The 5,559-nt window shown below is 67.0% G+C and carries 5 protein-coding genes; 2 read left to right on the top strand and 3 right to left on the bottom strand.

The annotated features are described in order from the left end of the window. Positions 1–433: 433 nt before the first annotated feature. Positions 434–646: a hypothetical protein gene (locus ACFYX0_RS46495; protein WP_355924655.1), complete on the top strand. Its 213-nt coding sequence runs from the start codon at positions 434–436 to the stop codon at positions 644–646. A gap of 172 nt (positions 647–818) precedes the next feature. Here ACFYX0_RS46495 and ACFYX0_RS46490 read toward each other — a convergent pair whose 3' ends face one another. The 3 genes from ACFYX0_RS46490 to ACFYX0_RS46480 all read right to left on the bottom strand — a co-directional run bounded on the left by ACFYX0_RS46490 (position 819) and on the right by ACFYX0_RS46480 (position 4,494). Continuing rightward, positions 819–956 carry a hypothetical protein gene (locus ACFYX0_RS46490; protein ID WP_388981572.1) on the bottom strand — a complete coding sequence of 46 codons (138 nt, stop codon included), beginning with the start codon at positions 954–956 and terminating at the stop codon, positions 819–821. Continuing rightward, on the bottom strand, positions 953–1,204 hold the full coding sequence (locus tag ACFYX0_RS46485; protein WP_388981569.1) for a hypothetical protein: 252 nt from the start codon (positions 1,202–1,204) through the stop codon (positions 953–955). Before ACFYX0_RS46485 ends, ACFYX0_RS46490 begins: the two co-directional genes overlap by 4 nt. 272 nt (positions 1,205–1,476) lie before the next feature. Next, entirely contained in the window at positions 1,477–4,494 is a 3,018-nt protein-coding gene (locus ACFYX0_RS46480; RefSeq protein ID WP_388981567.1) for a hypothetical protein, read from the bottom strand. Between the two features lie 351 nt (positions 4,495–4,845). Here ACFYX0_RS46480 and ACFYX0_RS46475 point away from each other — a divergent pair, with 351 nt between their 5' ends. Continuing rightward, entirely contained in the window at positions 4,846–5,163 is a 318-nt protein-coding gene (locus tag ACFYX0_RS46475) for a hypothetical protein (protein WP_388981564.1), read from the top strand. Positions 5,164–5,559 lie beyond the last annotated feature (396 nt).

Here is a 5,559-nt window from a genome sequence, read left to right as displayed (position 1 = left end):
TGGTTTGGGGCCCCGCCCCCGGGGGGGGGGGGGGGGGCCGGGGGCGGGGGGGGGGGGGGGGGGGGGGGGGGGGGGGGGGGGGGGGGGGGGGGGGCCCCCCCCCCCCCCCCCCCCCCCCCCCCCCCCCCCCCCCCCGACGCAGGAGAAATACATGACATGCGAGCTCTGGTACAGATCGCCCACATAATCGTGACAGTTGCTTGCATTGTCCATCAACATGCTGAATGCGGCATGTTGACGCCCTGCTTGAGGTGCCTCCCGTACCGGCCACGGCGTACGGCTCCTGCGCGTCACCATGTTGGAACTCCCCTGATTCCGGAAGTCGCCCGAAAGTGGGTAACAACCAGGCGGATCCGTGGCCCCATCTCACGTGCGAGGGATGGAGCATCTGCCGGTAGCCGGGGCACGCTGCCAGCAGGCCCACGGTCTCTCCGTGGCTGCGGCGGCGTCGCTGGCGATCGTCCTGGCCTGGCTCTTCAGTCTCGGGGGCTCGCTGTTGCTGCGGCGCTCCGAGGTTTCTGGACTCCTGTACGCATTGCTGGCCCTAGCCGTCCTGGTCTTCTCCCTGGCGCTCGCCTACACCGTGGTTCGTACACTCATACGGGGACGGCGTAGGAAGTTCCACGCCTTCGGTCCCTGGTCGTGACACCCCGCCCGGTCGAACCGCGTGCCATCGCGAACCGGTCCGACGGCGCACGGCGGGCTCGGGCTTGTGCTGACGACTGCGGTCTTGATCGCCTGACAGGCACTCGAAGTTGTCGGCCGGTATCGCAGGGGACGACTACGTCGCCGACCGCCGTGCCGTACGAATCGCGCCGTCACTCCGCCTCGGCGCGCTCCTCGACGTCTTCGATGCCGGTGGGGCGTCCGGCCCGGATCCACCGTGCGTACAGGCCGGCCGCGATAAGGAGGGTGGCGGCCAGGGACGGCATCGGCCAGCCGCGCAGCAGGTTCACCGCCAGAGTAAGGCGGCGGCCACGGCGGCCAGGCCGTTGACCCACGCCAGGGCCGTTTTGTCCTCCCGGCGGGCGAAGCGGGCCATGGCTACGAGACCGACGAGGAAGCTGACGAAGACGGCAACCGCGTAGAACAGCACGAGTTCCTGCTCCTGGCCCGCCGCGGCCACGATGATCAGCGCAGCGGCGGCCAGGTAGACCACCACCGACCAGTACGGAGTGTGGTGCCGGTTCGTCCGGCCGAGCACCAGCGGCAGCACTCCGGGCCGTTCGGGCGTGCCGGACAGGGCCTTGAGCAGTCCGGGGCCTGCCTGGAAGGAGGAACTGGCCGCAGCGAGCAGGAGCAGCGAGCTGGTCAGCTGGTCAGCTGGAAGGCTCCGTACAGCCAGCCGGGTCCTGCGGCGGCGTGCGTGTCCGCGGCGTCCTCCGGGGCGATGAGCCTGCCCGGGCGATCATGAGCGGAGCCAGTTGACCAGGGTTGCGACGGTGGCGCTGCTGAGGAAGGGGGAAGCCGCCCTCGTCACGTCGCGAAGTCCAGTTCGCTCCAAGTCCACGGCCTTGCGCGGCTGCCGTCCGTCTCTCGCCCGTACTGCGTAGCGACGCTTGGCAGGACTTCACCCATGTCCATCGCTCGACGGACTAGCGTGTCTGCCAGCGAGACCTTTCCCGCCGCTCTCAGTTCCTGGATAACTTTGGGTAGGGAGATGCGGTCGGTTTTGCCGGTGCTTGATGTGGCGGCTCGTTCGGCGAGCTCGTCGTACACGTCCATCTCACCCGCCTCTCTGAGTGCCTTCAGGACAATAGCGACGCCCCATAGTTGAGAGTGGTTGGTGTTCTTGGCGGTGCGCGCAGCGAACGTGCGTACGAGCTCCGGCTCACCCGTCTCCCCCAGAAGCCGCAATATGTCATCCACGCGGTGAGTACCCGCGTCAGTTCGTGTGGCGACGCGCGCTGCGTACCGGCGGAATGCGTCCGTCTCGCCTGCTGCGCTCAATGACTGCAAAACGTTGGCTGCAGCGTCTGGGTGAGTGGGATCCGCGAGCGCGACAATGCGCCCAGCAAGAACGTGGGCGGCCTTCGCCGCGCCCGCCGCCTGAAGTTCCTTCAACAGCTGGGAGCTGTGGTGGTTGGCGGGGTCGACTTGTTCGGCGGCTCGAGCTGCCAACTGCTCGCCCGCCTGCATCTCTCCTATCTCTCGGAACATCCTCAGCAGGACAGTGACACCGTCTGGGCGATCCAGAGCAACGCAGGCGGAGGCCAGGTCGGCCAACTCGTGGGCAGCTTCCGTCTCTCCGGCTTCCCTCAGGGTTTCGATGACGCCACGTACCGTCCACGGGTTTTCAGGAGCAGTATGGTTCTTCGCCCGGAGGATGAACTGCTCGATGGCTGCCGGCTCCCCTACGACCTTGAAGGTTCGCAGAAGTGCGGCGGAGTGGTCGGTGTGGGCAGCTGCACGCATGGCGAGGCTGTGGACGGCATCCGTCTGCCCAAGCTTGTGCAGCGCTCGTAGCAGCTCGGGCACCGTCTCCGAGTCCTTGGCGTCCATGTGAGCGGCGGCTCGTGCAGCCAGTTTGCGGACATGCTCAGACTCCCCCGCCGCGTGTAGGTCGTTGAGCAGGCGCTGTACGAGCGGATTGGCGGCGTCGGTGTGGGCGGCGGCGCGCCTTGCGAGCGTGCGGACGGCGTCAGTCTGGCTGAGCTTGTGCAACACTCGCAGCAGGTCGGCAGCATCACCAGGATGGCCCGGATCTGCCTGGGCAGCCGCACGGGGAGACATCTGAGCGGCCGCCGTTGCTTCTCCTACCTCGGACAGAGCCTCTAGGAGGATGGCCGCCCAGGCCGGCTCCTCAGGATCTGTGTCGGCTACGGCTCGGCTAGCGAGCCGGGAGACAGAGCCCGCCTCCCCCGCCTCGTGGAGTTCTCGCAGGAGACGGGCGACCCATACCGGGTCCGCGGGATCCGCATGGGCAGCGGCGCGCTCGGCCAGCTCATGCACCACCTCTGTGGGTGTACCTGTGTGCCTCACCTCTCGCAGCGCCTGGGCCGCATTCAACGCGTCGGCCACGTCTATGCGGGCAGCGAGCCATCGCCTTGCCTGGCACTGGGGGTCGAGGTTGTACCTGCGGAGAAGCTGCAGGAGCGAAACGGCGGCATATGGGTAACCAGCCAAAACTGCGTTCTTGTAGAGGTTGCCAGCGGCTTTGAACAACCCTCGCCTCTCAGCGTTCTGGCCGATGGCGTGGAGGTCCTCCGGGTCATGAGTGTGCGTGATCAGCGCGTGCCAAAGAGCCGGTGGGCCCAGGCAAGCGCTGCGGTCGTCGTGGGTCTGCTGGTCGAGGTAGTCGGCGGGTTCGAACGATGGGCGGGTTCCGGAGCGGCTGACGTGCATGACCAAGGCGGTCAGCGTGTGGCGAATGTCGGTACGGTCGAAGAGATCGCTATTGCGGTAGCCCCGTGTCAGATCACCCAGTGTCGTCTCGGCCCAGTCTGGAGCGGTCGGACGCTGGCGGCCGCTGAGGTAGCCATCGGCTGCCTCAGCGAGCAGCGCTCCTGGCAGTGGCTGGCGGTGACCCAGTCGGCGAGCGTCCAACGCTGCCGTGATCAGGGCGTGCTCAACATGGGTGAACAGCGTGCGGTTGCGGTAGGCCTCGAGGAGCTCTGGGCCGCCGCTCAAGCATTGGATCACCCTGCCGTCGCCTCCGGCGGCTTCGAGCGCATCGATCAGCCGTCTGTCCCGCATCCTGGGCGCCGGGTCGGTTGCCAGAGCGCGGAATTCGTCGAGCTGGGCCGTGGTCAGTGCGTCGGGAACATCCAGACGCACGGTGTGTCTGCTGTGGAGGAGGTCGCGGACAGGGCCGAAGCTTTCGGGGCGCCCCTGCGCGGTGAGTTCGACAAAGTAGGGGTGACGCCACATTGCGCCGACCAGCAGGATTCCGGGCTGCGTGGCGAGGAGCTTGTTGATGTCTTTGGCGTTGGTGGAGCCGTCCGGCCCGTAGAGGTAGCGCTGGGTCTCGTTCAACCAGAGGACTGTGCCTGGGGTCGCGCGGCCAGCCGTCAGGATTTGTTGAAGGTCCTCGGCATCGACAGGTCGCAGCAGCGCATGGTCGGGTGCCTCAACAACGACGGCCTCGTAGAGGGCTCGCGTCTTGCCTGTGGTCGAGTCCCCGAGGAGCAGAACGAAGACGGACGGACCGCCGCTGGCGGCTGCGGCGAGGTGCCGCCGCAGCCGATAGTCGTGCTCGCGCGCCAGGTATGGAGTCAGGCGGTTGAACCCCGACGAACCGGCGGTCCCGCTCGAGGCCTGAGCATGCGAGACGGCGCGGTGGACTCCGAGGTCTTCCGGATCCGCGTCCCGGATTGTCAGCCTGTCGTCGGGAGGTACTTCGTCCCAGGCCGCTCTTAGCCATTCCTGCCAGCGCTGTTCGTCCAGAAGTCCGGGAGTGAGTGCGGGTAACGGTTGGCCCGTGTGAACCAGCTCTTCGCGGAAGCGCCGTGCATGGTCGATCAGGACCCTGACAAGCTGCTTGAAGGCCACCATGTTTCTCGGACGGTCTGTGCCGGCGGCCCAGGCACTGATACGGCCGTTCGTGACTGGGGAGGCTGATCTGTTTGGCGGAATCGGTCGGTTGCTGGCCAGTTCAGCCGCTTTGGTCTGGCTGAGCCGGGAAGCTGCCAGTAGTTCTCTCAAACGGTCAGCGAGGAACCCTTGCGGTGAACTTGTCATCACGCGGCGCCCCCAGGTTCCGGCGGATCTGCCTGATCCGGACCGGAAACCGAATCTAGCGCCTTCACCAGGTACAACGCCCATGAAGCTCAAGATCCCTGCGCCGGAAGGATCCATGAGGCGGCCCAATGGGGCGGTCAGTTCGCCGGAAGAAGGAGCCGCGTCATGGACGCCACCACAATCCTTGCCGTGATCGGCAGCCTCGTTGTCATCTTGGGAGCCGCAGCTCGCCTTCCTACAGCAGCAGCTGAGGTGGTGCGCGCATGCATCACTCTCGTTCTTGCCGTATCGGATCTTCGCAATACCGTCCGGAACGCGTTCTCGGGCAGCGTCACGCAGCACTCCGAGGGTGGCGCGGGAACCCGAGCTTCCCGGACGCCCGACAAGCCCGAGGCGGAAGACCGCGTCGGCCCGTCGATCCCCCGCACGCATGAAGATCTCCAGCGCCCAAGGCACATCAGGAGCACCCAGAGGCAGGACTGATGGGGTGCTGGGGAAGCGTTGGGGACCCAGGAACCTGGTGCTGGATCCCCACGTTTCTGCCTGGGGCAGCCGAAGGAGCTCGCCTGCCTGCAGCAGCCCTCGCTTACACGGCCGCGGCGCCCTCCCTCAGAGTCGGCGGGCGGTTCCATCTCATCGAACTCGCGCTGCCGGAAGGTTGCGACGAAACCCTCCAAATCCGCGCCCCTACTGACTTCGGCGCTTTGAGGTGACTGTCTGCTCGGGCTACTGACTGCTGGTCACCTGTGCGCTATGTCGTTGGTATGCGCTATGCGGATGGGGGCGGGCTGACGGCGAAGGGCCGCCAGCGTCGCGAGGGGGTGCGGTTGGAGGCTGTCGGGCTGCTCGCCGAGGGGGTCAGGCCACCTGAGGTGGCCC

The organism is Streptomyces sp. NPDC002573 (assembly GCF_042889625.1).
Lineage (GTDB): Bacteria > Actinomycetota > Actinomycetes > Streptomycetales > Streptomycetaceae > Streptomyces > Streptomyces gibsoniae.
This window is presented reverse-complemented; position numbering and strand designations above follow the sequence as displayed.

Coding starts and splice junctions, on each gene's coding strand:
- ACFYX0_RS46475 (WP_388981564.1), top strand. CDS start 4,846: ATGGACGCCACCACAATCCTTGCCGTGATCGGCAGCCTCGTTGTCATC.
- ACFYX0_RS46480 (WP_388981567.1), bottom strand. CDS start 4,494: ATGGTGGCCTTCAAGCAGCTTGTCAGGGTCCTGATCGACCATGCACGG.